The sequence below is a fragment of the Rhizobium sp. SG570 genome (assembly GCF_012275345.1).
In the GTDB taxonomy this organism is placed as follows: domain Bacteria; phylum Pseudomonadota; class Alphaproteobacteria; order Rhizobiales; family Rhizobiaceae; genus Rhizobium; species Rhizobium lusitanum.
Window position 1 is genome coordinate 280,961 of record NZ_JAAZQI010000009.1, and the last position, 26,070, is coordinate 307,030.

The following is a 26,070-nucleotide window of genomic DNA, read 5'->3' on the forward strand; positions in this document are numbered from 1 at the left end:
TCAAATCTTCGTCAACGGGGCTTTCGCGGTTGGAATAAGCGCCTCGTTAAAGTATTGGGCGTCTATGCTGTTCTGGATTCTCGTGGCCGTTCTGACGGCTGTTGTCGGCGCTGTGTTGCTTCACCCTCTTCTGCGTGGTGCAAAGGAGGCTGGCGACCGTCGTTCGGGAGAGGCCGAGGTCTACCGCGATCAGCTTCGTGAACTGGATCGCGATCTTGCCGGCGGGCTGATTTCCGCGGAAGAGGCCGGCTACGCCCGCGCGGAAATCGGCCGACGCCTGATCGCCGCTTCCAAGGAGGAGGCGAGCGAAGCGAAATCGTCTCAACGTGGCAGCTATCGCCTTTCCCAGGCCTTCATCGTCGTCATGCTTCCCGTCGTCGGGCTCTGTCTTTATCTTGCCAATGGCGAGCCCGGGCTGCCGTCGCAGCCGCTGGAAGCGCGGCTCGAAAAGCCCGGAAACGATCTTGCCATCTCGATTGTCAAGATCGAACAGCACCTCGCCAGGAACCCCGATGACGGCAAGGGGTGGGAGGTATTGGCGCCGATCTACTTCAAGACCAACCGCATAGGCGATGCAGAGCTTGCCTATCGCAACGTCATCCGCCTGCTGGGGCCGAACGCCGCGCGGCTCGGCGATCTGGGCGAGGTGTTGGTGGTCAAGGCTGATGGTATCGTAACCGCGGATGCGCGCAGCGTACTGCAGCAATCGCGGGCGCTTGATGACGCCAACCCACGAACGCTCTACTATCTGGCGCTGGCATTGGAGCAGGAAGGCAAGGCGGCGGATGCGAAAGCCGCATTCGAGGCTCTGGCGAAACAATCGCCGCCGGATGCGCCGTGGCTTGCGGCCGTCGACCAGCATATCGTCAAGAACGGCGGCAAGCCGGTGGCGTCCGCAAATGTGAATGCGCCCGGCAATCCGACGGCCGAGGATGTCGCGGCTGCGAATAGCTTGAATAGCGGCGATCGCCAGCAGATGATCCGCGGCATGGTCGATAGCCTCGATGCAAAGCTCAAGGAAGATCCGAAGAATTTCGAGGGCTGGATGCGGTTGATCCGCTCCTATGTCGTGCTGAACGACCGGGATCGCGCCGTCGATGCGCTGAAGCGCGGCCTTACGGCCTTCCCGGCGGATGGTGGGGAGGGACAACAGCTCCTGGCGCTGGCAAAAGAATTGGGACTGCCGACGGAGGTGACGCAGCAATGACCCGCAAGCAGAAACGTCTGGCTGTCATCGCCGGCGGCATGGGGTTCATCGCCATCGCCGTGCTGCTCGTCCTGTTCGCCTTCAGCCAGTCGGTTGCCTATTTCTACATGCCTGGTGATCTCGCCAAGACGCCGGTCAATGCCGGAACGCTCATCCGCCTGGGCGGACTCGTCGGCCAAGGCTCCGTCGTGCGCGGCCAGGGCACGCAGGTGCAATTCTCTGTGACCGACGGCAAAGATACGATCAAGGTGAGATATGACGGCCTCCTGCCGGATCTCTTCCGTGAGGGACAGGGTGTCGTGACCGAAGGCAAATTCGAGCCGGGCAGCGATGTCTTCGTTGCGGACAGCGTTCTGGCCAAGCATGATGAGCGCTACATGCCGAAACAGGTTGCCGACAAGCTGAAGGCGGATGGCGTCTGGAAGGGTAAGGAGGCGACTCAATGATCATCGAGCTCGGACATTATGCCCTGGTGCTCGCGCTGGCGACCGCGCTTATCGTTTCCATCCTCCCCGTGATCGGCGCGCGGCGCGGCGATGTGTCGATGATGGATATCTCGCCGGTCGGTTCCGTCGTCACGTTTGTGCTCGTTACTTTTTCCTTCGGCGTCCTGACCTATGCCTATGTGACCTCCGATTTCTCGGTGCTGAACGTCTGGGCCAATTCCCATTCGCTGATGCCGCTGATTTTCAAGATCTCCGGGGTGTGGGGCAATCACGAGGGATCGATGATGCTCTGGCTGTTGATCCTGTCGCTGTTCAGCGCACTCGTCGCCTTGTTTGGCCGCAATCTGCCCGATGTGCTGCGCGCCAATGTTCTCGCCGTACAATCCTGGATCTCATCGGCTTTTCTGGTCTTCATCCTTCTGACCTCCAATCCCTTCATCCGGCTTGACCCGGCGCCTGCCGAAGGCCGGGATCTCAACCCCGTCCTGCAGGATATCGGCCTCGCCATCCATCCGCCGTTGCTCTATCTCGGCTATGTCGGCTTTTCCGTCTGTTTCTCCTTCGCCGTTGCGGCATTGCTGGAGGGCCGCATAGACGCTGCCTGGGCGCGCTGGGTCCGGCCCTGGACGCTGGCTGCCTGGAGCTTCCTGACGCTCGGCATCGCCATGGGCTCCTACTGGGCCTATTACGAGCTCGGCTGGGGCGGCTGGTGGTTCTGGGATCCGGTGGAGAATGCCTCCTTCATGCCCTGGCTTGCCGGGACGGCGCTCCTGCATTCCGCACTGGTCATGGAAAAGCGCGATGCGCTGAAGATCTGGACGGTTCTGCTGGCGATCCTGACCTTTTCGCTGTCGCTGCTTGGTACATTCCTTGTGCGTTCCGGCGTGCTGACATCGGTTCATTCCTTCGCCAGCGATCCGACGCGGGGCATTTTCATTCTCTGCATTCTCCTCCTTTTCATCGGCGGCGCGCTGTCGCTCTTCGCCTTCCGTGCGCCGAAGCTTGCCGCCGGCGGATTGTTTGCACCGATCTCGCGCGAGGGCGCGCTGGTGCTGAACAACCTCATCTTGACGGTTGCCTGCGGCACTGTCTTGACCGGCACGCTGTATCCGCTGGCGCTGGAGACCCTAACCGGCGACAAGATTTCCGTGGGGCCGCCGTTCTTCAACATGACGTTCGGGCTGTTGATGATGCCGATCCTCATTGCCGTGCCATTCGGCCCCTTGCTGGCCTGGAAGCGGGGTGACCTGCTCGGCGCGCTGCAGCGGCTCTATGTTGTGGCCGGTCTTGCCTTCCTTGCCGGACTTGTTCTTTTCTACTTGCGGCATGGTGGTCCGGTGCTTGCCGTTCTCGGCCTTGCCGCCGGCTTCTTCCTGGTCTTCGGCGCCCTGGCCGATCTCTGGTATCGCGCCGGCGTTCGCAAGGTGGCGGCAAATGTCGCTTGGCGCCGTCTGCGCGGGCTGCCGCGCTCCGCCTTCGGCACGGCACTTGCCCATGCCGGTCTCGGCGTCACCGTGCTCGGTATCGTTGCCGTGACGACCTTCGAGACGGAGAACATCACCAGCATGAAACCGGGCGAGACGGCCGAACTCGGCGGCTACAGCCTGCGTTTCGAGGGCATGCAACCGGGCGTCGGCCCGAACTACACGGAAGATCGCGCCCGCTTCACGGTAAGCCGCGGCGGCGTCGCCTTCGCGAAAATGTCGTCGTCCAAGCGCGTCTTCACGGCCAACCGCACGGCAACCACCGAGGCCGGCATCCTGACGCTTGGGCCGAGCCAGCTCTACGTGTCGGTGGGTGACGCCAGCAAGGATGGCGGCATGGTGGTGCGCATCTGGTGGAAACCGTTCATTCTCTGCATCTGGATGGGCGCTCTCGTCATGGCCATCGGCGGCTTCGTTTCGCTTAGCGATCGCCGCCTGCGTGTCGGCGCGCCGAGCCGCAAGGTAAAGCAGGCGCGCCCCGCCTTGGAGCCGGCGGAATGAGCAGAGGTTGGTCGACATCCCATCTCGCGATCGCACAGGCTCTGGCGACCTTTGCACGCCTGTGCCTCTGTCTTGCGGCGATCATGGCGCCGCTGCCGGCCTTCGCCGTCAATCCGGACGAGGTCCTGCCCGATCCAGCTCTGGAAGCGCGGGCGCGCACCATCTCATCCGAATTGCGCTGTATGGTCTGCCAGAACCAGTCCATCGACGATTCCAATGCCGATCTTGCCCGTGATCTGCGATTGCTCGTGCGCAAACGCCTCGTCGACGGAGATACCGACAGGCAGGTGCTCGATTACATCGTTTCCCGCTACGGCGAGTTCGTCCTGCTGAAGCCGCGTTTTACGGAGAAGACGCTTATACTTTGGGGCGCACCGATTGCGCTCTTTGTCGTAGGTGGATTTGCCCTTGTCGTCTATGCCCGTCGCCGTGCCGGTAAGCCGACCGGCAAGCCTCTCACTCCGGAGGAAGAGGCGCAATTGGACAATATCCTCGGCAAGTGATGCGGTCGTCATTTACCCGCGCGCCATTGCAATCATTTCCATACATTACGAATTTTTCATGGGGCGGACAGTTCGTTGTAACGTCCGACGCCCTATATCTTTACCATCACGCATCATAACCGGTTTCCCATCCGTGGAAATCTGACGAGAGAAGAGAAGGTAACTCGCATATGTTCAGGAATATCAAGAACACCTTGTCCCGTAGCACCGCTATGAAGGCTTCTGTCGTCGCCGGCCTCGCTGTCGCTGCTCTGACTACGGGTGTTCCGGCTGTCGTCAGCAATTCCTATGCCGATGTCGTCAATGTGCAGGCGCCGCAGGTGCCGAGTTTCGCCAACGTGGTGGATGCCGTATCGCCGGCGGTCGTCTCGGTCCGTGTCGAATCCCGCATCAATACGGTTGCCGATGAAGACGATTCCTTCGGCCTCGGCCGTGGCTTCGACGATCTTCCCGACGATCATCCGCTGAAGAAGTTCTTCAAGCAGTTCGAGCAGCAGCAGGGCCGCGGCCAGCAGAAGGGCCAGAACCAGCAGAAGAACTCCGAGGACGGCAAGGGTCGTCTGCGGCCGGTCGCTCAAGGCTCCGGCTTCTTCGTGTCGGAGGACGGCTATATCGTCACCAACAACCACGTCGTTTCCGACGGCGCTGCCTTCGTCGTCGTCCTCAACGACGGCACCGAGCTTGACGCCAAGCTCGTCGGCAAGGATTCGCGCACCGACCTCGCTGTTCTGAAGGTCGACCCCAAGGGCAAGAAGTTCACCTATGTCGGCTGGGCCGACGACGCCAAGGTTCGCGTTGGTGACTGGGTCGTTGCCGTCGGCAACCCGTTTGGTCTTGGCGGCACGGTCACCGCCGGCATCGTTTCCGCTCGTGGCCGCGATATTCATTCCGGCCCCTATGACGATTATATCCAGATCGACGCACCGGTGAACAAGGGCAATTCCGGCGGTCCGACCTTCAACCTCAACGGCCAGGTGGTCGGTATCAATACCGCCATCTTCTCGCAGTCGGGCGGCAGCGTCGGCATCGCCTTCGCGATCCCGGCAACGACCGCCAAGGATGTCGTGACCGATCTGATCAAGACCGGCACCGTTTCGCGCGGCTGGCTCGGCGTGCAGATCCAGCCCGTAAGCAAGGATATTGCCGAATCCCTCGGCCTTTCCGACGCAAGTGGCGCGCTTGTCGTTTCCCCGCAGGACGGATCCCCGGGGCAGAAGGCCGGCATCAAGAACGGCGACGTCGTGACAGCCGTCAATGGCGAACCGGTCAAGGACCCGCGTGACCTCGCCCGTCGCATCGGCGCCATGCAGCCGGGTGCCAAGGTCGAGGTGTCCCTGTGGCGTAGTGGCAAGTCCCAATCCGTCACGGTCGAGCTCGGCAGCTTGCCGGCCGATCAGAACCAGGCTTCTAACGACGACTCGCAGCCAAACCAGCCGCAGCAGCCGTCCTCCGAAAAGGCTCTAGCTGATCTCGGCATGACAGTCGGTCCGTCCGACGACGGCAAGGGTGTGGCGATCACCGCTGTCGATCCCGACTCCGATGCTGCCGACAAGGGCATAAAGGAAGGCGAGAAGATCACTTCCGTCAACAACCAGCAGATCTCGAACGCCGGCGACATCTCCAAGGTCATCGAACAGGCGAAGAAGGACGGCCGCACGCGCGCGCTGTTCCAGATCCAGTCCAACGATGGCAGCCGCTTCGTCGCCCTGCCGATCAACGCCGGCTGATCCCATCAGCCGACTGAATGCATTGGGAAGCCGCGCAGGCCACGGCTTGTGCGGCTTCCCTTTTCAAAGCCCCACAATGACTGGCTTCAAGGCAGGTGAAAAATGACGACCGCTGGCCAACATGCCGTGACCTCTTCCGATTCCGGTTGTGCCGATACGCCCTCGGCGGGTAATGTCGCCCACATGAAGATTCTGATCATCGAAGACGATCTCGAAGCGGCGGCCTACCTCACCAAGGCGTTTCGCGAGGCCGGCATAGTTGCCGATCACGCAAGCGACGGCGAGAGCGGTCTCTTCATGGGCACCGAGAACACCTACGATGTTGCCATCATCGACCGCATGCTGCCCCGCCGCGACGGACTGTCCGTCATCAGCGAATTGCGCCGCAAGGGCGTACACACGCCGGTCCTCATTCTCTCCGCGCTCGGCCAGGTGGATGATCGTGTCACCGGCTTGCGTGCCGGCGGCGACGATTATCTGCCGAAGCCCTATGCTTTCAGCGAGTTGCTGGCGCGCGTCGAGGTCCTCGGCCGTCGCAAGGGTACGCCGGAGCAGGATGTGCTCTATCGCGTCGGCGATCTGGAGCTCGACCGGCTGTCGCATGAGGTGCGCCGCGGCGGCAAGGAGATCCCGCTGCAACCGCGCGAATTCCGCCTGCTGGAATATCTGATGAAGAATGCCGGCCAGGTTGTCACCCGCACCATGCTGCTCGAGAATGTCTGGGATTACCATTTCGATCCGCAGACCAACGTCATTGATGTGCACGTATCGCGGCTGCGCTCCAAGATCGAGAAGGATTTCAGCCAGCCGCTGCTCAAGACGATCCGCGGCGCCGGCTATATGATCAAGGATGACGGATGAGTCGCTTTCGCGTCCTCTTCAAGTCCACCGCAGTCCGCCTTTCAGCCCTCTACATCCTTCTTTTTGCGCTCTGTGCCGCCACGCTCGTTTTCTACGTGACGGCCATGTCCGAGCGGTTGCTGACCGGTCAGATCCGCGATGCTGTTCAGCAGGAAGTCAATCAGGTCAAGCGTGCCTACGATATTGGCGGCCTGAACCTGCTCTTGCGCACGATGGAGCGTAGGGCCCGCCAGCCAGGCGCCAATCTCTACGTCATTGCCGGCCCCTCCGGCGATATCCTCGCCGGCAACGTCGCCTCGGTGCAGCCCGGTGTACTCGGTCAGGCCGGCTGGACGGAACTGCCTTTCACCTACGAGCGCTATACCGACGCAACCAACGATCCGGAGCGCCGGCATCTGGCGATCGCCAATATCTTCATTCTCGACAACGGCCTGCGCATCCTGATCGGCCGCGACCTCGGCGAACCGGAGCGCTTCCGCCTGCTGGTACGCCAGGCGCTGATGCTGGCGCTGGCGATCATGGGTGTCGGTGCGCTGGTCATCTGGTTCGGTATCGGCCGCAACGCCTTGAAGCGCATCGACCGGATGACGGATGCCAGCCGTAAGATCATGGCGGGCGACCTTTCGCAGCGCCTGCCCGTTGGGGGCTCCGGCGATGAGTTCGACCGCATGTCGGCATCGCTGAACGCCATGTTGGGGCGCATCGAGAAATTGAACGAAGGCTTGCGGCAGGTCTCCGACAATATTGCGCATGACCTGAAAACGCCGCTGACGCGGTTGCGGAACAAGGCTGCGGAGGCGGTCGACAATGGCGATAGCGAGGGCCGTCGCGTCGCGCTCGAGGGCATCATCGGCGAATCGGACCAGCTGATCCGCACCTTCAACGCGCTGCTGATGATTTCCCGCGTCGAGGCGGGGTCCGTGGCGGCCGAAATGACCGCCGTCGATCTTTCTTCCATCGTCGCCGATACGGCCGAACTCTATGAACCGGCCGCAGAAGAGGTTGGCCTGGCGCTCACGGCCGACATCGAGCCGGATGTGGAGGTGCAGGGCAATCGCGAACTGATCGGTCAAGCGCTGTTCAACCTCATCGACAACGCCCTCAAATATGCGGCCGGTTGCCGTGGCGAGCCGGCGGTGACGTTCAAGCTGTCGCGCACGCATGATGCTGTCATGCTTGCCGTTGCGGACCACGGTCCCGGCATTCCCGCCCATCAGCGCGCCGATGTGATCAAGCGCTTCTTCCGCCTGGACGAAAGCCGTTCCAAGCCTGGAACGGGCCTTGGCCTGGCGCTGGTGGAAGCCGTCATGGAGCTGCATGGAGGCCGGCTCGAGCTTTCGGATACCGATCCCGAGCATTCCGATGCCAAGGGACTAACGGTCACCATGATCTTCCCCACACAGAAACAATAGACTAATCCTGCCTTATCCGATTGCTCTTGGGGAGAGCTGCATGACGACGACGCAAGGCGATTTGTTGCGGGATGTCCCGCCTGGGCGGTTGCGGCCGCTGAACCAGACGGAATTGAAGTCCACGCTCGCCGATCTCAAGCAGATCGCCGGCGTGGAGCCGGCAATCGCCGCCCTGCTAGGCGGCGAGAGTTCCCTGCGGGATTTTGTCGTCGCCGCGCTGGCACTGTCGCCCCATCTGCGCGAAATGGCCAATCTCGAACCGTCGCTGCTCGTTGCCGCCATCGAGAAGCCATTGTCGCCGCAGATCAAGGCACTGGTCGAACAGGCCCGTCGTGCCTGGTTGCCGGCGGAAGACGGTGGGGCGTCGCCTTCGGAATCCGAAGTCATGAGCCGTCTGCGTGTGGCCAAACGCCGGGCCGCCTTCCTGATCGCGCTTGCCGACCTTGCGCGTATCTATGACGGGAGGGTGACCACCCGCTGGCTGAGCGCCCTTGCGGAAGCTTCCATCTCCGCGGCGATCGACCATCTGCTGTTGTCTTCGCACGTAGCCGGCAAGATCTCGGTTGCCGATCCCGCCGCTCCAAGCCGGAAATCGGGCCTGATCGTGCTCGGCATGGGCAAGCTCGGTGCTGAGGAGCTGAACTACTCGTCCGATATCGACATCGTCGTTTTCTTTGACGAAACGGCCGGTATCGTTCCCAATCCGGAAGACGCGATCGATATCTTTCCGCGGCTGATGCGCCGGCTGGTGCGCATTTTGCAGGAGCGCACGGCCGATGGCTACGTGTTCCGCACCGACCTGCGTCTGCGGCCCGACCCCGGTTCGACGCCGCTTGCGATCCCCGTCGATGCGGCGATGATCTATTATGAGGGCAGGGGGCAGAATTGGGAGCGTGCCGCTTTCATCAAGGCCCGGCCCGTCGGCGGCGACATCGCCGCGGGGCAGGCCTTCATCCGCGATCTCGTGCCCTTCGTCTTTCGCAAATATCTCGACTATGCCGCGATATCGGACATTCATTCCATCAAGCGGCAGATCCATGCGCACAAGGGGCACGGCGCCATTGCGGTCAAGGGCCACAATGTCAAGCTTGGCCGCGGCGGCATTCGCGAGATCGAGTTCTTCGTACAGACGCAGCAGCTGATCGCCGGCGGCCGCATGCCGGCGCTGCGCTGCCGTTCGACGGAGGAAACGCTGGCGGAGCTGACCAAGGCGAAATGGATAGACGCGGAAACGCGCGACGAGCTGGCGGCCGCCTACTGGTTCCTGCGCGATGTCGAGCACCGCGTGCAGATGGTGCGCGACGAGCAGACGCATCTGCTTCCGGAGACGGACACCGAGCTGAAGCGCGTTGCTTTCATGATGGGGTTTGCCGACGTATCGGCTTTTTCCGTGGCTTTGGTAACGATCTTGAAAACGGTCGAGCGACGCTATGCCCGCCTGTTCGAGCAGGAAACAAAACTGTCGACCGAAACCGGCAATCTGGTTTTCACTGGTCAGGGTGATGATCCCGATACGCTGGAGACGCTGCGACGTCTCGGCTTCGAGAGACCTTCGGATATCTCCAACGTCATCCGCACCTGGCACTACGGGCGATATCGCGCCACGCAATCGGTCGAGGCGCGCGAGCGGCTGACCGAGCTGACGCCCGAGCTGCTCAGGGTCTTCGGCGAAAGCAAGCGGGCAGACAAGGCGCTGCTGCGCTTCGACAGCTTCATCTCCGGATTGCCGGCGGGCATTCAGCTCTTCTCGCTGCTCAGCACCAATCCGGCGTTGCTCTCGCTCATCGTCAACATCATGTCGTCGGCACCGCGTCTCGCCGAGATCATAGCCGCCAAGCCGCATGTCTTCGACGGCATGCTGGACCCGGGTCTCATGGCCGAACTGCCGACACGGGACTATCTGGCGGAGCGCATCAGAAGCTTTCTGGCACCGGCGAGGCATTATGAGGAGGTGCTTGACCGCTTGCGCATCTTTGCGTCCGAACAGCGCTTCCTGATTGGCATTCGCCTGCTGACGGGCGCGATCGGTGGTTTCATGGCCGCCCGCGCCTTCACCTATCTCGCCGATCTGATCGTCGAGGCGGCGCTGGATGCTGTAATGAAGGAAATCCGCGCGGCCCATGGCGAATATCCCGGCGGCCGCGTCGCCGTCGTCGGCATGGGCAAGCTCGGCAGTTTCGAGCTCACGGCAGGTTCCGACATCGATATCATCCTGCTCTACGACTATGACGATACGGCAGGTGAATCCTCAGGTCCGAAGCCGCTGGATGCGACCCGTTATTTCACCCGCATCACCCAGCGCCTGATCGCGGCTCTTTCGGCCCCGACGGCCGAAGGCGTACTCTATGAGGTCGACATGCGCCTGCGCCCCTCGGGCAACAAAGGCCCGGTCGCCACACGCATCAACTCCTTCGAAAGATACCAACGCGAGGAAGCCTGGACCTGGGAACATATGGCGCTTTCGCGAGCGCGCCTGATCTGCGGCGACGAGGAACTGACGCTGAATGCCGAACGCATCATCGGCGAGGTTCTTTCCGCAAGGCGAGATATCGCCAAGATCGCCAAGGATGTCCTGGAGATGCGCAGACTGATCGAACAGGAGAAGCCGCCGGAAAGCATCTGGGATCTGAAACTGATCCCCGGCGGACTGATCGATATCGAATTCATTGCGCAATATTTGCGGCTCATCGCGCCGACTCGCGGCGTCGGCATAGATGCGAACGGCCTCAGTACGGCCGATGCATTGAAATTGCTCGGCGGCAGTCTGATGGATCGCAACGATCTCGATGTTTGTCTGGAGGCCCTGCATCTCTATACCGCGCTGTCGCAGCTGATCCGGCTTTGCATCGACGGTTTGTTCGATCCGGGACATGCGCCTTCCGGGCTGATCGAGCTGGTCTGCCGTGCAGGCGACTGTCCCGATATTCGCACGCTCGAAGCGGAGCTGAAGCGGCTCTCGAAGGCGGTACGAAAAATATTCCAGACAACGGTGGGAAGCTGATCAGCGCCGATCGGGAATGCGAATAGCGATGACCGTGCCGACGCCCTCGCGGGAGCGGATACGCATGCGGCCGTTATGCAGCGCGGTCAGCGATCGCGAAATCGCGAGCCCCAGGCCGGAGCCTCCCTTGCTTTTCGCATATTGGCTTTGCACCTGCTCGAAGGGTTGGCCGATCTTGCTCAGGGCCGATTTTGGAATGCCGATGCCGGTATCGGCGATGATCAGCACCACGGCATCCTCGACCTTGCGGGTACGAACCGCGATGCGGCCGCCGTCATTGGTGAATTTCACGGCGTTGGAGAGCAGATTGAGCACGATCTGCTTCATGGCGCGGCGATCGGCGCTGAGCCTGATATCGGCAGAGATGCACTGCTCGACGAGAATGTTCTTGTGTGTGGCGGGAATGCGGGTGAGACGCAGGCATTCCTCGATCAGTGGAGCGAGGTCGACCTGCTCGCAGCTGAGCTTGATATGGCCGGCCTCGATTTTGGACATGTCGAGGATATCGTTGATGACGTTCAGCAGATGCTTGCCGCTGTCATGGATATCCTTGGCATATTCATTGTATCGCGCCGAGCCGAGCGGGCCGAACATCTGATCCTGCAGGATCTCCGAAAAGCCGAGGATGGCGTTGAGCGGCGTGCGCAGCTCATGCGACATATTGGCGAGGAATTCCGATTTCGCCCTGTTGGCGGCCTCGGCGCGTTCCTTTTCGCAAAGGTAATTGGCATTTGCGGTCGACAGTTCCGCCTTTTGCCGTTCCAGAATCTGACGTGAAGCCGAGAGATCGTTGATCGTCGCCATCAGCCGTCGCTCGGATTCGCGCAGCCGTTCCTGGTTGCGTTTCAACTGCGTGATGTCGGTGCCGACGGAAACGAGGCCGCCGTCACGGGTCCGGCGTTCGTTGATCTGCAGCCAGCGCTCATCGGCAAGCTGGACTTCCGTCGTCTGCGAATGATTGGAGCGGCCGGGATCGACAATGCGGCGCTCGATGACTGGCCGAGCCGCGGCGGCGTTGACCATGGCGCGTTCGGCCCCCGGCACGAGCACCTTGTCCGGCAGTCCGTAAGCCTGCTGGAAGTGGGCGTTGCACATGACAAGGCGATCATTCTTGTCCCACAAGACGAAGGCTTCTGAGGTGCATTCGATCGCATCGGCCAGCCGCTGGTCGGCTTCGGCATAGCGCTGCGCCAGTCGATGCTGTTCGGTGACGTCCATGGCGATGCCGATCATGTGCACGCGGCCGGAATTGGTGCGAATGACCTGGGCGCGGGCACGCATCCAGACATAATGCCCCTTGGCATGGCGAATGCGAAGAATCTGGTCCACCTGGCCGGCGCTGCCGCGGGTGACGGAGCGGGCCAGCATATGCAGGCTGTTGTCATCCGGGTGCATCAGGCGTGCCGCATCGGTGAAGGCGAGCGGCTTGTCGGCGGCCGGCATTCCAAGCATGTCGTACATCGACCGCGACCAGAAGAACTTGCGGCTGGTGAAATCGAAATCCCAGAGGCCGCAACGGCCGCGGGAAAGGGCCGTCTCGACGCGCAGGTTGGATTCGAGGAAGATCTCGTCGGCATCGCGGGCCCGCTTCACCTGCGTGTAATAGGCATAGAGAATGACGAGCAGAATGGACGAAATGCCGGCAAAGAGCGTGACGTTAAGCGTCAGCTCGTCGCGCCAGAGCTTGTCGATCTGCTCCAGCGATGCGGCCGACAGAATGAAATCGCCCTTGTCGCCGATCAATGAAATCGCCGCATAATAAGGCTCGCCGTCGATCATCGTCTCGATGACGCCGGCGTGATCGCCGAAATTCCGGATGGCGGATACCTCGGGAAAGAAGTCGAAGATCAACATGCCGATATAGGCGGAGCCGGCGGCGGATGAGCCGAAAACCCTTCCACTTGATTGCACGAGCAGAACGAATGCGCCGCTATCCAGCCGATCCTGCGGCAGGTAGGTCGCAAGCTTCCGCTCCGCGTCGCTCCGGTTGCCGGCCTGGAACAGGCTGGCATCGTTTGAAAGGGCGGCCGATGCGGCGGCGATGGAAAGCGAGGTCGCGCGCCGGGCTGACGCCGCCATCCGGCCGTGTTCGGTGACCATGCCGAAGAAATGCGAGGCGGCAACCACCATCAGGAAGGAAATGATGAGGACCGGGATGATGCGCTTGAGGATATGTTCGGTCTGCGGGAAGCGACGCGACATCGTCTCCACCCGGACACCCGTCCGATCAGTAACGCCGCTATGCCAGGATTTCAGACCGTCGAAATTAACACGCAGCCGTCCATCGGCCGCGGTTGCCCGCCGCACGTCCACCATCGCTCTAGCCTTGTCCCTCGTGTGATTCGCTGCGCCGCTCGCCCGAATCTGCCTTAATGAATCACTCGTGATTCGCCTTGTCCAGAGGGCGAGGTAAAACTTTCTTAACCATCTGCGATTTCAGCATCTTTTGTACACGCACCGGTAAGTTGCGTGCATTCGGGACTCGTTGAAGCTGAAAAAGATGCCGCAAGTCAGCCGTCTCGATCGACGGCCGGCAAGACCGGGATCATTCCTTCAGGATGCGCTCCACGATATCCCGCACGTCGCTCGAAAGACCGCCGGCCCGTTCGATCCGCACCAGAGCCGAGCGGGCATGGTCGGCGCGCACCGGTTCCAGCAGGCGCCAGGAGCGCATCGAAGTCAAAATACGGGCGGCAAGCTGCGGGTTGCGTTGATCGATATCGAGGATCTCGTCGGCGAGGAAGCCGTAGCCGGCGCCGTCGGCCCGGCCGAAGCCGGTCGGGTTGGCGAAAACGAAGGTGCCGAGCACGGCGCGCACGCGGTTTGGATTGGTGCGCTTGAACAGCGGCGTTTCCATGAGCCGCTGGATGCGCTCCAGCGCGCCTGCGCCGGGAATCCCGGCCTGGATGGCGAACCATTTGTCGATGACCAGAGCATTTTCGGAGAAGCGCTCGCGGAAATGCTCGAGGGCAGCGGCGGTTTCCGCCGTCTCGGGAAAGCGATGCGCGAGAATGGTCAGTGCGGCGCTGAGATCGGTCATGTTGTTTGCCGCGTCATAGGCGGCCTTTGCACGGGCGGGCGTACCATCCAGTTGCGACAGATAGGTCAGAGCCGCATTGCGCAGCGCCCGGCGCCCGGCGCTTGCCGCGTCCGGGCTGAATGATCCTGGTGTCTGCATGCTGTCGTAAAGCGCAGCAAAGATGTCCCTGCCGGTTTCGGCGACCCGCTTGAGGATCGCCTGGCGAGCCGTGTGGATGGCGTCGGGATCGTTGTTGCCGCCGAGTTCGCGGGCAATGTCGGCTTCGCTCGGCAGGGCAAGCGCCTGTGCCCGGAAGGCCGGCTCCAGGCTGTCATCGCCCGCTGCCGCCAACAACGCGTCGACGAAGGCGGAATCGCAGGTGACGGCAATGCCTTGACGTGCATCGCGAGCCGCCTGCAGGAGGTTAGGCAGCCCAAGATCGATCAGCGCCTGCCAGCGGGCGAAGTGATCGGTTTCGTAACGAGCGATCAGCGCCAGATCCCGGGCGCTTTGGTTGAACTGCAGGTTGATCGGCGTCGAGAAGCTGCGGTTGAGCGACAGAACCGGCCGCGAGGGGATGCCGTGGAAGACCACCGTCTGCGCCTTTTCCGTGAGGTGCAGGACGTCGTCGGTCAGTTCCGCCCCGGCCACAGACGTCGGGGCGATCACAGCGCCGTTTTCAGCAATCAGCGCCAGACGCAGCGGAATATGCAGGGGCTTTTTGGTCGTCTGGCCCGGCGTGTTTGGCTGCATTTGTTCGAGCGACAGCGTGAAGGTCTTGGCGGCGGCATCATAGTCGCCGGAGGCGGTCACGAGAGGTGTGCCGGCCTGGTGATACCAAAGCGAAAACTGCGTGAGGTCGCGGTCGCTGACATCCTCGAAACATCTAACGAAATCCTCGATCGTCACAGCCTGTCCGTCGTGCCGATCGAAGTAGAGATCCATGCCCTTCTTGAACAGGTCGCGGCCGAGCAGGGTCGCGATCATGCGCGTGACTTCGCTGCCCTTCTCGTAGACCGTCGTCGTGTAGAAATTGTTGATTTCGCGGTATGTCGTCGGACGCACCGGATGGGCGAGGGGGCCGCTGTCCTCCGGAAACTGCTCCGACTTCAGATGACGGACCTCGGCGATGCGCTTGACCGGCCGCGAGCGCTGGTCGGCGGAGAATTCGTGATCGCGATAGACGGTCAGGCCTTCCTTGAGACAGAGCTGGAACCAATCGCGGCAGGTAATGCGGTTGCCCGTCCAGTTGTGGAAATATTCATGCGCGATGATCGCTTCGATATTGGCGTAGTCGGCATCGGTAGCGGTTTCCGGATCGGCCAGCACGTATTTGTCGTTGAAGACATTGAGGCCCTTGTTTTCCATCGCCCCCATATTGAAGTCCGAAACGGCGACGATCATGAAGATGTCGAGGTCATATTCGCGTCCGAACCGCTCCTCATCCCATGTCATGGAGCGCTTCAGCGCATCCATCGCGTAAGCCGCACGCGGCTCTTTGCCATGCTCGACATAGATCTTCAGCGCCACCTCGCGGCCGGACATGGTCGTGAACGTATCCTCAACGACGCCAAGATCGCCCGCCACGAGCGCAAACAGATAGCTCGGCTTCGGATGCGGATCGAACCAGGCGGCGAAGTGCTTGCCTTCGCCGTAGCCGGCGCCGCCGAGGAAATTGCCGTTCGACAGCAGCAGCGGGTTTGCTTGCTTGTCGGCGATGATATTGACCGTATAGGGAGCGAGAACATCCGGTCGGTCGGGGAAATAGGTGATGCGGCGGAACCCTTCGGCCTCGCACTGCGTGCAATAGACGCCGCCGGTGCGATAGAGGCCCATCAACTGTGTATTGGCCTCCGGATCGATCACCGTCGTGATGGTGAGTTCGAAGGGCGTGCTTTCCGGCAGGTCGCGAATGGTCAGGCTGTCCGGCGAAGCTTCATATTGTCCGGCCGGAACTTCGTCCTGATCGAGCAGCAACCCGGAAAGAACCAGCTCATCGCCGTCGAGCACGAGCGGGGCTTTTGGATCGGTGCCTTCCCGCCGGTGAAAGATCAGCCGCGCTTCGACCTTGGTCTCGGTCGGATGCAGATCGAAAGTGAGATCGACGCGTTCCAGAACGAAGTCGGTGGGACGATATTCTGCCAGATAGACAATCTGGCCGGTGTCTGTTCGCATGGTCCATCCTGATCAAGGCTTATGCTATGGCGGGCGCAATCCGAAGCCTTACCTCGGACTGGAAGTCGCCGCATCATTACATCGAAATCTGAACCAAAGTTAAAGTCATATCATTACATCGTTATGTTTTGTTATGGCACAGCAAGTATTCGATCGACGGGCAGCTTCCGTTTCAGGTTGAATGCCACTCTTGGATGTGTATCCGGCCGCTGCGTAATCATTCTCCGGCTGTTTTGCTGCCTTTGCAGCGATTGCGGTCACATCGTTCAGACGGGCCGTCATTGCCTTGCTGTCATCGAAAACAGCGTGCGCAGACAGAGAAGAGTTATTTAAAGTAAATTATTTGTTTAATCTCTTACGGTATGAGTGCGTCTACACAACTATAGCATGCTATAGGCTTTCGGAATTATGATCGATTCCGGTGAACTCGTTCACAAAAATAAAACATCCTGTATTATCGGCAGTTGAGAAGGGCACCCCAAGGAGGCCCGATTGAGCTTTTCCATTGAGCAACTTGCTCGCCATCCCAAATTCATATCATCGTTGCGCTTCCTCGCGGAATCGTTGCGGAACCGCTACGATCATGGCCCGCGGATTGCGCGAATGCTTGCCTCGCATCAGCGCTGGCTTTTGACCCAGACGGCCTATGCGCTTCATTTCGAATACGATCCGGCGGTACCTGGCTCCGGTCTGACCGTCGTCAGCCTTCGCGATCTTATCACGCGTCATCGGGTCGCCAGCCGCAACACGGTGCTGAGCTTTATCGAGGAACTGCTCACCTATCGCTTCCTCGTGCCGGCCCCTGGCCATGTTCGACGCCCCCGGCGCTATGTGCCGACCGAGATCAGTCACACGGCGATGTTTGGCTGGTATCTGTCCAATCTGGCGGCGCTGGATTTGCTCGACGATGGCGTGCGTGCGGTCGCACTTGCCACCTCTCCGGCGCTGATGGATCTGGCACAACCGCGCATGGCGCGTCACTGCCTGGAGGCGGAAGTCTGGCGCGAGCCGCCGGAAGGCGTTGGCTTGTTTTTATGGACCGAGGCCGGTGGTCTTGTCGTCGACCACATCATGGCGAAAATGGATCTGAGCGCGGAGATGGACAGCCACATCGATATCGGGCGCGTCGATGCGCGCGCACTGGCGGCTCACTTCATGATATCCCGGACCCATCTGCAACGCCTTTTGCGCAAATCCGCCGATCGTGGCGACATAGGCTGGTATGATGAACCCAAGAAGACGCGCATGTGGATATCGCGCGATTTTCTGGATCAGTATTGCGGATGGCAGGCTGTGAAGCTTGCGGCGATAGACGAGGCTTTCGCCTGGGCGCAGTCTGCCGCAGGGCGCCCCGATCCGAAACAATAACGGCGGCGAGACGCAGCCGGGCGTCGATACCCGGCGGTGCTTCATGAGATCTTCTTTTGGATAGTCTAAACGATGGGCCGGATCATTGATCCCGCCCATGAGGCCTCATAGAGGAATGCTGGCCACTGCTGCCCGTGCGGGGCTTGAGTCTTTGCATTCGTCCCTGCCAAGATTGCGAGCGCGCTCGAATTCCTCGGCAGCGCGCACCGCGGAGCCGATATGGCCGACCGAATCAAAGAGGGTGATGAGCGAACGCAAACCCGAAGACATGCTGCAATTCCTGAAAATCAAAGGCGAGGCTATGCCGCAACCCGCGGCCACGCTTGTTCAGCAGGCGCGGAAATCGGCGAAGATGGCGGTCGGACGGCTGACGCGAGCCGAGATTCCGGTGCCTCGGGCTGTCATCTGCTCGTTGGCAGCGACGCCGAGATTGCGATGTCCGTTTGTAGCGCGCACGGGCTCGAGAGCGCGACGCAGGGTGTCAAACCCGCAGTGAATAGGACGAAAACGTGAACTCATGGCCTTGGTTCCTTTTGAGATTCCTCCCAAGACACAGCTATATATTGCAGTGCAACATACATTTCGCAATGCACAGCCGCGAAAGACTGCCATGCTACAAATGCATGGCTAGTGTCATTTTTTGTTAACTGTGGCGAAAATCAGCCTAATATTTCGGCGTCGAGACGATTCTTGAAAGCGAGCAGATCATTCCATGCCAGCCGCTTATTGATCGGCGCGGTGAGCAATTCCTGCGGATGAAGGCTGGCGATTGCCGGGATCGTTCGGCCGAGAATGCTGATTTCCCGCCATTGTCCGCGCAGTCCGTGGATGGTCTCGCCGCTGTCGAAGAAATGACGCGCGGTGAAATTGCCGAGCAGCAGCAATGCCTTCGGTTCCGTGAGCGCTATCTGCCGCTCTATGAACGGACGGCATATCTCGATTTCCGGTGCCGAGGGCGTGCGGTTGCCCGGCGGCCGCCACGGAATGACGTTGGTAAGCAGGATATCGTCGCGCCGAAGGCCGATGGCGGCCAGCATCTTGTCCAGCAACAATCCGGCGCGGCCGGCAAAGGGCACGCCTTCCCGATCGTCGTCGGCACTCGGCATCGGGCCGATCACCATGATCCGGCTTTCGGCCGTGCCGCTCGCAAAGATCGTCGAGCGGGCGCTGTTTTTCAGATTGCAACCGTGGAAGGCCTCGATTGCGGTCTTCAGCTCGGCAAGCGACCGCGCGCTTTCAGCCGCGAATCGGGCCTGCTCCATAACCTGTTCGTCGGGGATCGCGGGCGCATTGCGCGGCGAGGTGGGGGGCGGTACGGCAACTGGCTTCGCGCTCTGACGACGATCCGGCTGCGCTTTCGCCGCAGGCGGCGGCGCTTCGTCACGCGGCGGCGCCGCTCTTGCCCCCTGTCGTGCGGCCCGCAGGGCTTCGAATTCGGCAAATCGGTCGACCGGCTGCTCTTCCAGCAGCCAGTCGACCCCGGCATCCGCATGAAAATGCAGGAGAGCGGCAAGTTCGGCCGGTGTTAGGTCGCTGGCGGAGATCATGGACGAACTGTAGCCAATGCGGAACAGGAACGAAAGAGCAGGGCAGCGTGCTCTATCACGCCGTCCACTGGGCGATGTCCTCGCGCTCGCCGATCAGCGCAAGGCCATGGGCGATCGAGAGCAGCTCGCCGCCCGTCTCGATGCGCTCCTGACCGAAGCGTTCCGTGAAGATGCGCCGCACAGCCGGCACGAAGGACGTGCCGCCCGTCAGGAATACCTTGTCGATCGCGTCGGGTGACGTCCTCGTGGTCGTCAGCACATCGTCCAGCGCGCCTTCGATACGGGCAAGGTCGTCTGCGATCCACTTTTCGAAGTCCGCCCGGCGGACACGCGTGCGGCCGGCCTTGCCGAGGGGTGGGAAGTTGAACTCCGCCTCTTCATCAGCCGAAAGGGCCATCTTCGTTGCCGACACGGCCTGATAGAGCGGATAGCCTTCGTCATGCTCGACGAGTTCGATGAAGGTCTCCAGCTTTTCCGGCTCCAGGCTGCTGCGAACCAGCGTTTTCAGGTCGGCATATTCGCGCGAGGTCTTGAAGATGGAGAGCTGGTTCCAGCGGCCGAAGTTGGCGTAATAGGAGGTGGGCATTTCCAGCAGCTTGTCGAAGCTCCTGAAGAAGCTGCCCTTGCCGATTGCCGGCGAGACGATGTTGTCGATCATCCGGAAGTCGAAATGATCGCCGGCAATGCCGACGCCGGAATGGCCCATCGGGGTGGCGGTGAGCTTGCCGGCATGGGTCTCGAAGCGGATGAGCGAATAGTCCGTCGTGCCGCCGCCGAAGTCGGCTACCAACACGGTCGCATCCTTCTTCAGATGCTGGGCGAAGTAGAAGGCGGCCGCCACCGGCTCATAGACATAGTGGATTTCCGGGAAGCCGATGCGGGACAGGGCCGCGTTGTAGCGTTCCGTGGCGAGTGCGGGGTCGGGATTGGCGCCGGCAAAATGCACCGGCCGGCCTGTAACGATCCGTGAGACTTCGGTGGGCCAGCCATCTTCCGCATAGGCGCGCAGGCGCCGCACGAAAATCTCCATTAGATCTTCGAAACGATGGCGTTTGGCGTAGATGAGCGTGCCCTGGAAAAGCGCGCTTGCCGCAAAAGTCTTGATCGACTGCAGAAAGCGACAGTCACCGGGATTGTCGATGAACTGCCGGATCGCCGCATGTCCGGCCTCGACCTTCAGTGCCGCAGCGCCCAGCGCCGGGTCCTTCATGAAGGAGAGCGCCGTGCGCATGCTGTCGGACGTGCCTGTTGCGCTGTTGAAGGCGACCGATCGGGTGTCGGGCCCATCGGCCATCGCCAGAACCGTATTCGTCGTGCCGAAGTCGAAACCAAGCGCCCGAGCCATGCCCGCACTCCTTTCCGTCGAAATTTTCAGGATTGGGACAGAGCCCCTGTGAGGCGCGAGACGCGCCACTATCGCAAAGAGGGCGCGTCATGACATGGCTGGGTAGCAAGTGCAAGACTTGGCGATGGGTTTTATTTGGCCTGTCCAAAGACGCGGCCAGTGACATTCCCGCCTTGCGCGAAGCCATCGGCAATTCCGGGCATGCCAAGCGAAGCAGGCGCCTCTCGGCGCCCGTTGATCTCATTCGGCGGCGATAGCCGTCGGTCTGTCTTTCGGATGCTGGTCCGTGTCCTTGCGTTTGCCGAGGCGAGCCAGAAAGTCGTTCAGGCGGTTCATCTCAAGGAAGATCACCGGCGTGATGAACAGCGTCAGGATCTGCGAGACGACCAGACCGCCAACGACCGCGACACCGAGCGGCTGACGCAGCTCCGAGCTCGCGCCCCCGCCGACGGCAATCGGCAGGGCACCAAGCAGGGCGCAGAAGGTCGTCATCATGATCGGCCGGAAACGGCGAACGCAGGCTTCATGGATCGCCTCCGCCGCAGACACGCCACTGCCCGATCGCAGCGTTTCCAGTGCCACGTCGATCATCATGATCGCGTTCTTCTTGACGATACCGATCAGCATCAGCAAGCCGATGAGGGCGATGATCGACAGGTCGAAACCGAAGAGCTTGAGGGAAAGCAGCGCGCCGAGGGCGGCGGCCGGCAAGCCGGACAGAATGGTCAGCGGATGGATGAAGCTCTCGTAGAGCACGCCGAGGACCACATAGATCGTCAGCACCGCGGCAAGGATGAGATAAGGCGTGCTGCCCTGCGACTGCTGGAAGATCTGGGCGGTGCCGCCATAGGACGTGAAGACGTCCGCCGGCATGTTGAGATCCTTCTTGATCTGATCGATCTGTGCCGTGGCGTCACCGAGGGCTTCGCCCGCAGGCAGGTTGAAGGACACGGTGGTCGACACGAGCTGGCCGGTCTGGTTGATGGTGACCGGGCCGGTGGTGCGCTCGACATGGGCGAAGTTCGACAGCGGAACCAGGGCGCCGCTTGCGGAGGCGACCCGGATTTCCTGCAGCTTCTGGTCGTCCCAGGGTTTGCTGGTGTCGAATTCGACGATAACGTCATAGCTGTCGCCGGTGGTCTGGATCTGCGCGGCGTTATAATTGCCGAACGCTTCCTCCAGCGTGGTGCGCAGCACATTGTTGTTGATGCCGTAGTTGGCCGCCTTTTCGGTGTCGACGACGATATTGGCCTGCAGCGCATTGTTCTGCTCATCCGAGGCGACATCGGTGAAGCGCGGATCGCGGCGCATCTGATCTGCGATCTTGTTGGACCAGAGGTCGGTCTTGTCGGCGCTCAACGCCTGAATCACCAGCTGGTATTGGCTGGCGGTCTGGCGGCCGCCGAAGCGCAGGCTTTGTTGCGGTGTGATGTAGGCCTTGATACCGGCGATCGTGCCGATGGTGGTGCGTATTTCACGCAGCGTCTGGTCCAGCGGCTCGCGCTGATCCTTCGGCTTCAGCTGGACATACATCGTACCGTTGTTCAGCGGCTGGCGCGCACTGCCGCCGACGATCGACATCACGTGGTCGACGGCGGGGTTCTTTTTGACGAGGGCTGCGGCCTGGTTTTGCAGGTCGCGCATGGCCGTATAGGATATATCCTGTCGAGCCTGGGTGGAGATCTGCAGGCGGCCGATGTCTTCCGTGGGGAAGAAGCTCGCCGGCAGCACCATGAACAGATAGGCGGAAAAGCCGATGGAACCAAAGAAGCACACAAGCACGGTCGCGCGATGGCGCAGACACCAGGATACGCCTCTGTCGTAGCCGCGCTGCGTCCAGTCGAAGCCCTTGTTGAAGAGACGAACCGGCAGCGGTGGCTGGCCATGGCCGCTGGAGAGGCGGGAGCTGAGCATCGGTGTAACTGTCAGCGAAACGATCGCCGAAGAGACGATGGCGATGGCGACCACCATGCCGAATTCGTTGAAGATGCGTCCAACGACGCCACCCATCAGAAGAATCGGGATGAATACGGCGATCAGCGATATCGACATCGAGATGATTGTGTAGCTGACTTCCGCCGAACCCTTGATCGCCGCCTGCAATACCGGCATGCCTTCCTCGACATGTCGCAATATGTTTTCCAGCATGACGATTGCGTCATCCACCACAAGGCCGACCGCGAGTGTCAATCCTAGCAGTGAGATGTTGTCGACGCTGTAGCCCAACACATACATCATGCCAAAGGTCGAAATCAGCGACAGCGGCACGGCAAGGCCGGGAATGATCGTTGCCGTCACATGGCCGGTGAAGAGATAGATGACCAGAACGACAAGGCCGATCGTCAGCAACAGCGTGAACTTCACGTCGGAGATGGCGTCACGGATCGGTTGCGCCGAGTCGTTCATGACGCTCGTCGTGACCGATCCGGGAATTTCCGCATGAAGCTGCGGCAGTTTTGCGTTGATTGCATCGACGACGTCGACGGTGTTGGCATCCGGCTGACGCTGGATCGCAAGAATGATGGCCCGTTTGCCATCATACCATGAGCCGGTATTGGTATTTTGCACACTGTCCTGGACGTCGGCGACATCGCTGAGGTGGATCGCCGCGCCATTGGGATTGGCAATGACCAGCGACTTGAACTGCTGAGCATCGGTAAGCTGCGTGTTGGCATTGATGGTCATGCTCTGTGCGTTGTTCTGCAGAGTGCCGACCGGAACCTGGTTGTTGGCGTTGACGAGCGCGGTGTTGACGGTGTCGATGCCGATGCCGCGGTCTTGCAGCTTGCTCGGATCGACCTCGACACGCACGGCGTAAGTCTGCGCGCCGAAAACGGTCACTTCGGCAACGCCCGGGAGCGTCGACAGCGAAGGGGAGATGATATCTTCGGCAATTTCGTCGAGCTTGCTGCGCGGCATTGTGTCGCTCTGCACGGCAAGAAGCATGACCGGCGCATCAGCCGGATTGGTCTTGCGGTAGCCCGGCGGTGTCGTCAGGTTGTTGGGCAGCTGGCGCGTTGCATTCGAAATTGCCGCCTGAACGTCGGCGGCGGCGGCATCGATACTGCGATTGAGATCGAACTGAAGTACGATGCTCGTATTGCCGAGCGAGTTCGTGGCCGAGATTTCACTGATGCCGGGGATGGTTTCGAACTGCTTGATCAGCGGAGTGGAAACCGATGTCGCCATGGTCTGCGGCGAGGCGCCGGTCAACTGTGCCGAGACGTTGATCGTCGGAAAGTCGACCTGGGGCAAAGCCGCGACCGGCACGAGCTGATAGCCGGCCAAACCGGCCATGACTACACCCAGCGCCAGAAGCGTGGTCGCCACCGGCCGTTGGATACAGAAATTGGGGATCATTGCTGTGCTCCAACCGTAATCGTTTCGCTCTTCCGGCCCGACTGATCATCGGCTGCGGCAAGGTTCTGTGTCTTTCCGTCGTTGAACTGTTCGACGACGGTCTGACCATCGGTCAGCTGTACCTGTCCCTCGACGACGACATGATCTCCTTCCGAAAGACCTTTGGCGACAGCGGTAAAGCCCCCGTTCTCGCGCTGTACGGTGACCGGCGTCATATGAACCTTGCCGTCTTTGACGACAAAGGCGAAGAAACCGTCAGCGCCTGGGCTGATGGCAACCGTCGGAGCGACGATCACAGGCTGAGTGTCGGTAAGGTGGACGATGATGTTGACCGATCGGCCAGGCCAGATAGCACCATTGGCATTGGCGAACTTTGCCTTGGCAAGGATGGTGCCGGAAGCGGCATCGACCGAATTATCGAAGAAGCTGATTTCGCCCTGGCGGGACTTGCCCTTATCCGAACGCGGAACAGTGCTGACCGGCACGGTGCCAGCCTTCAAAGCTTCCTCCAATTCCCGCAGATGATTTTCCTGCAGATGGAATTGTACGTAGATCGGATCGTATTGGGTGATGGACACGATCGCCGTACCGGGAGTGACATAAGCACCTGGGCTCGGGACGACATTGCCAAGACGCCCATCATACGGGGCTCGGATTTGTGTGTTTTCCAGCAGCACCTGGTCGGCTGCAAGCTGAGCCTTGTCAGCGTTGACGTCGGCGACGGCGGTATCGCGTGCCGCAACTGCCTGATCGACCGTCTGCTGCGTCCCGGCGTTGGCAAGCAGGCTCTTGGCTCGGGTGAGGGCTGATTCTGCCGCCACAAGCGTCGCCTGATCCTTGGCTATGGTCGCTTGATCCTTGTCGACGGCGGCTTGTGCAGTCCGTGCGTCGAGCTTTGCGATCAGATCGCCAGCCTTGACCATCACGCCGTCCTTGGCTTCGATCGATGTGATGATGCCGGATTCCTGCGCGGCAATCGTCGTCGCATTCTGCGCAACGGCCGAGCCGGTAGCGGTGACGTCATTTGGAAGGAGTGTTTTTGTTACCGCAACGGTCTTGACGACCGAAGACAGTGCCGCGCGCTTGTGGCTACCTGTCGCCGTCTTGCTGCCGTCCTTGGTTTCTGCGGAGGCCTGATCAACAAATGCCGAAAGAAAAGGAATACGGTCACGATAGCCCCAGACTGCAAGGGCAGCGACGACTAGAAGGCCGAGGGGAAGCCAAAATTTTTTCATATTGAAGAACCGGTCGAAGCGAGTTGCAGAAAGCGCGATGACATCGAGGTGTATTTATTGCGTCGCACAACAAAGACGGGCTTCGCCGCAATCCATCACATCGCCGTTACCGCTAACGTTCGGTAATTCTGTCCCTATAACCTGAATTTATGAACGCTCATCCAGTGCAATTTACCACAGTTCGACATGACGAAAAATTAAAGCTTGGAAAGCTTTCGACTTGCTCTGCATTGTGCGGCGCAGCAAATAGTCAGATGATTATTTTTTGATTGCCGCCATGTAATAAATGGAGGGCTGCATACGCTTTTACAGCGCTTATCGCGTAAAGACAGGCCGCAGGCGTCATGGCGGGCCCGTCTTTGCTCACGTAATTGTGTTGTCAGGCCCCATTTACGAAGGCCTGTTTTCGATTTGCCGATGACGACTTTAGAGCAGTTCCAGGAAAAGTGCGTAGCGATTTTCCGTCCGGAATTGCGCAAAAACAATAAGCCAGAGCGATTAAGCGATTCCGTGAAATGCGCAACCGCTCTAGCACTACTTTGGCAGAATTTATTTTGGGGCCATTTGGAGCCGGAAACGAATTCGGCAGTGCGGACATCGCTCCGGGGCTGGCGCAGTTGATAGTGCCTTGATGACCGCGCGTCGGATGGCTGGCAGTGTCGGCTTAGGCGGGCCGTACCTCTTCCTTTTTTTCCCGCTTCACCTCGTGCAGACGCTGATGCTGCAGGAAGGCGTAAGCGATCATTGTCATCAACGCGTGTCGGTGTAGGCCCTGCCATGATCTGCCTTCAAAGTGATCGAGGCCGAGTTCTTCCTTCATCTGCTGATGGGCCTGCTCGCAGACCCATCGCGCTTTGATGGCCGCCGCGAGAGCTTTTA

At 60.6% G+C, this 26,070-nt stretch carries 16 protein-coding genes and 1 pseudogene; 9 read left to right on the forward strand and 8 right to left on the reverse strand.

The window, feature by feature from the left end:
- Positions 1 to 64 precede the first annotated feature (64 nt).
- From ccmI to FHT28_RS19955, 8 genes are all read left to right on the forward strand, one after another.
- A complete protein-coding gene (ccmI, locus tag FHT28_RS19920) occupies positions 65 to 1,207 on the forward strand; it encodes a c-type cytochrome biogenesis protein CcmI (protein WP_047559746.1) in 1,143 nt (380 codons plus the stop codon).
- Positions 1,204 to 1,653 carry a cytochrome c maturation protein CcmE gene (ccmE, locus tag FHT28_RS19925; RefSeq protein ID WP_037193754.1) on the forward strand — a complete coding sequence of 150 codons (450 nt, stop codon included), beginning with the start codon at positions 1,204 to 1,206 and terminating at the stop codon, positions 1,651 to 1,653. The genes ccmI and ccmE overlap by 4 nt, the downstream gene beginning before the upstream one ends.
- Complete coding sequence (locus FHT28_RS19930; protein WP_168597114.1) at positions 1,650 to 3,638, forward strand: heme lyase CcmF/NrfE family subunit; 1,989 nt, start codon at positions 1,650 to 1,652, stop codon at positions 3,636 to 3,638. Before ccmE ends, FHT28_RS19930 begins: the two co-directional genes overlap by 4 nt.
- A gap of 83 nt (positions 3,639 to 3,721) precedes the next feature.
- Positions 3,722 to 4,141, forward strand: a complete 420-nt coding sequence (locus tag FHT28_RS19935) for a cytochrome c-type biogenesis protein (protein ID WP_092573009.1) — start codon at positions 3,722 to 3,724, stop codon at positions 4,139 to 4,141.
- A 170-nt stretch (positions 4,142 to 4,311) separates the two neighbouring features.
- The gene (locus FHT28_RS19940) at positions 4,312 to 5,868 is read left to right on the forward strand and encodes a Do family serine endopeptidase (RefSeq protein ID WP_168597115.1); all 1,557 of its coding nucleotides are present in this window, start codon (positions 4,312 to 4,314) and stop codon (positions 5,866 to 5,868) included.
- Between the two features lie 102 nt (positions 5,869 to 5,970).
- A complete protein-coding gene (locus FHT28_RS19945; RefSeq protein ID WP_168597116.1) occupies positions 5,971 to 6,729 on the forward strand; it encodes a response regulator transcription factor in 759 nt (252 codons plus the stop codon).
- Entirely contained in the window at positions 6,726 to 8,141 is a 1,416-nt protein-coding gene (locus FHT28_RS19950) for a HAMP domain-containing sensor histidine kinase (protein WP_047559755.1), read from the forward strand. The genes FHT28_RS19945 and FHT28_RS19950 overlap by 4 nt, the downstream gene beginning before the upstream one ends.
- Before the next feature lie 40 nt (positions 8,142 to 8,181).
- Positions 8,182 to 11,142 (forward strand): bifunctional [glutamine synthetase] adenylyltransferase/[glutamine synthetase]-adenylyl-L-tyrosine phosphorylase, encoded by a 2,961-nt coding sequence (locus tag FHT28_RS19955; protein WP_113119221.1) that lies wholly within the window; start codon positions 8,182 to 8,184, stop codon positions 11,140 to 11,142.
- Here FHT28_RS19955 and FHT28_RS19960 read toward each other — a convergent pair whose 3' ends face one another.
- Both FHT28_RS19960 and pepN read right to left on the reverse strand, forming a co-directional pair.
- Positions 11,143 to 13,458 carry a PAS domain-containing sensor histidine kinase gene (locus FHT28_RS19960; RefSeq protein WP_168597117.1) on the reverse strand — a complete coding sequence of 772 codons (2,316 nt, stop codon included), beginning with the start codon at positions 13,456 to 13,458 and terminating at the stop codon, positions 11,143 to 11,145.
- Between the two features lie 229 nt (positions 13,459 to 13,687).
- A complete protein-coding gene (gene pepN / locus FHT28_RS19965; protein ID WP_168597118.1) occupies positions 13,688 to 16,336 on the reverse strand; it encodes an aminopeptidase N in 2,649 nt (882 codons plus the stop codon).
- A gap of 492 nt (positions 16,337 to 16,828) precedes the next feature.
- Here pepN and FHT28_RS19970 point away from each other — a divergent pair, with 492 nt between their 5' ends.
- Positions 16,829 to 17,704 carry a hypothetical protein gene (locus FHT28_RS19970; RefSeq protein ID WP_047559764.1) on the forward strand — a complete coding sequence of 292 codons (876 nt, stop codon included), beginning with the start codon at positions 16,829 to 16,831 and terminating at the stop codon, positions 17,702 to 17,704.
- A gap of 327 nt (positions 17,705 to 18,031) precedes the next feature.
- Here the strand turns inward: FHT28_RS19970 and FHT28_RS19975 are convergent, their stop codons facing one another.
- The 6 genes and pseudogenes from FHT28_RS19975 to FHT28_RS20000 all read right to left on the reverse strand — a co-directional run.
- Positions 18,032 to 18,223, reverse strand: a complete 192-nt coding sequence (locus FHT28_RS19975; protein WP_037193769.1) for a hypothetical protein — start codon at positions 18,221 to 18,223, stop codon at positions 18,032 to 18,034.
- A 140-nt stretch (positions 18,224 to 18,363) separates the two neighbouring features.
- Positions 18,364 to 19,251: a uracil-DNA glycosylase gene (locus tag FHT28_RS19980; protein ID WP_168597119.1), complete on the reverse strand. Its 888-nt coding sequence runs from the start codon at positions 19,249 to 19,251 to the stop codon at positions 18,364 to 18,366.
- A gap of 55 nt (positions 19,252 to 19,306) precedes the next feature.
- On the reverse strand, positions 19,307 to 20,596 hold the full coding sequence (locus tag FHT28_RS19985; RefSeq protein WP_037193774.1) for an Hsp70 family protein: 1,290 nt from the start codon (positions 20,594 to 20,596) through the stop codon (positions 19,307 to 19,309).
- 240 nt (positions 20,597 to 20,836) lie between these two features.
- Positions 20,837 to 23,956 (reverse strand): efflux RND transporter permease subunit, encoded by a 3,120-nt coding sequence (locus tag FHT28_RS19990; protein ID WP_168597120.1) that lies wholly within the window; start codon positions 23,954 to 23,956, stop codon positions 20,837 to 20,839.
- Positions 23,953 to 25,191, reverse strand: coding sequence for an efflux RND transporter periplasmic adaptor subunit (locus FHT28_RS19995; RefSeq protein WP_168597121.1), 1,239 nt, complete (start codon positions 25,189 to 25,191; stop codon positions 23,953 to 23,955). Before FHT28_RS19995 ends, FHT28_RS19990 begins: the two co-directional genes overlap by 4 nt.
- Before the next feature lie 709 nt (positions 25,192 to 25,900).
- A pseudogene (locus tag FHT28_RS20000) lies at positions 25,901 to 26,070 on the reverse strand (transposase); the annotation flags it as partial.